Raw genomic sequence first — 560 nt, 5'->3', positions numbered from 1 at the left:
AAAATGGTGCCGAGGGCCGGAATCGAACCGGCACGGTAGTCACCTACCGCAGGATTTTAAGTCCTGTGCGTCTGCCAGTTCCGCCACCCCGGCACATTTGGAGCGGAAGACGAGGTTCGAACTCGCGACCCCCACCTTGGCAAGGTGGTGTTCTACCACTGAACTACTTCCGCATGTGCATAAGATTTATTTATCCTGGCAATTATTAAATTTAAAATATGGTGCGGGTGAAGGGAGTCGAACCCCCACGCCTTGCGGCGCTAGATCCTAAGTCTAGTGCGTCTGCCAATTCCGCCACACCCGCATATTTTGTTGGCAATTTAAATGGTGAGCCATGAAGGACTCGAACCTTCGACCCTCTGATTAAAAGTCAGATGCTCTACCAACTGAGCTAATGGCTCAAACTATGGTGCCGGCGATAGGAGTCGAACCCACGACCTACTGATTACAAGTCAGTTGCTCTACCAACTGAGCTACACCGGCAAATGGTGGAGGATGACGGGCTCGAACCGCCGACCCCCTGCTTGTAAGGCAGGTGCTCTCCCAGCTGAGCTAATCCT

5 tRNA genes are annotated in these 560 nt (G+C 52.7%); all 5 read right to left on the bottom strand.

The window, feature by feature from the left end:
- Window positions 1-4: 4 nt before the first annotated feature.
- Window positions 5-93 (bottom strand) — tRNA-Leu (locus ABNX05_RS26075).
- Window positions 94-98: 5 nt separating this feature from the next.
- Window positions 99-173, bottom strand: a tRNA-Gly gene (locus ABNX05_RS26070).
- Window positions 174-219: 46 nt separating this feature from the next.
- Window positions 220-304: transfer RNA gene (locus tag ABNX05_RS26065), tRNA-Leu, on the bottom strand.
- 21 nt (window positions 305-325) lie between these two features.
- Window positions 326-401 (bottom strand) — tRNA-Lys (locus tag ABNX05_RS26060).
- A gap of 6 nt (window positions 402-407) precedes the next feature.
- A tRNA-Thr gene (locus ABNX05_RS26055) sits at window positions 408-483 on the bottom strand.
- Window positions 484-560 lie beyond the last annotated feature (77 nt).

Origin of the sequence: Lysinibacillus zambalensis, assembly GCF_040183165.1 — a bacterium.
Lineage (GTDB): Bacteria > Bacillota > Bacilli > Bacillales_A > Planococcaceae > Lysinibacillus > Lysinibacillus zambalensis.
Note: the sequence above shows the minus strand (reverse complement) of the source record. Positions and strands in the feature narration are given on the sequence as shown.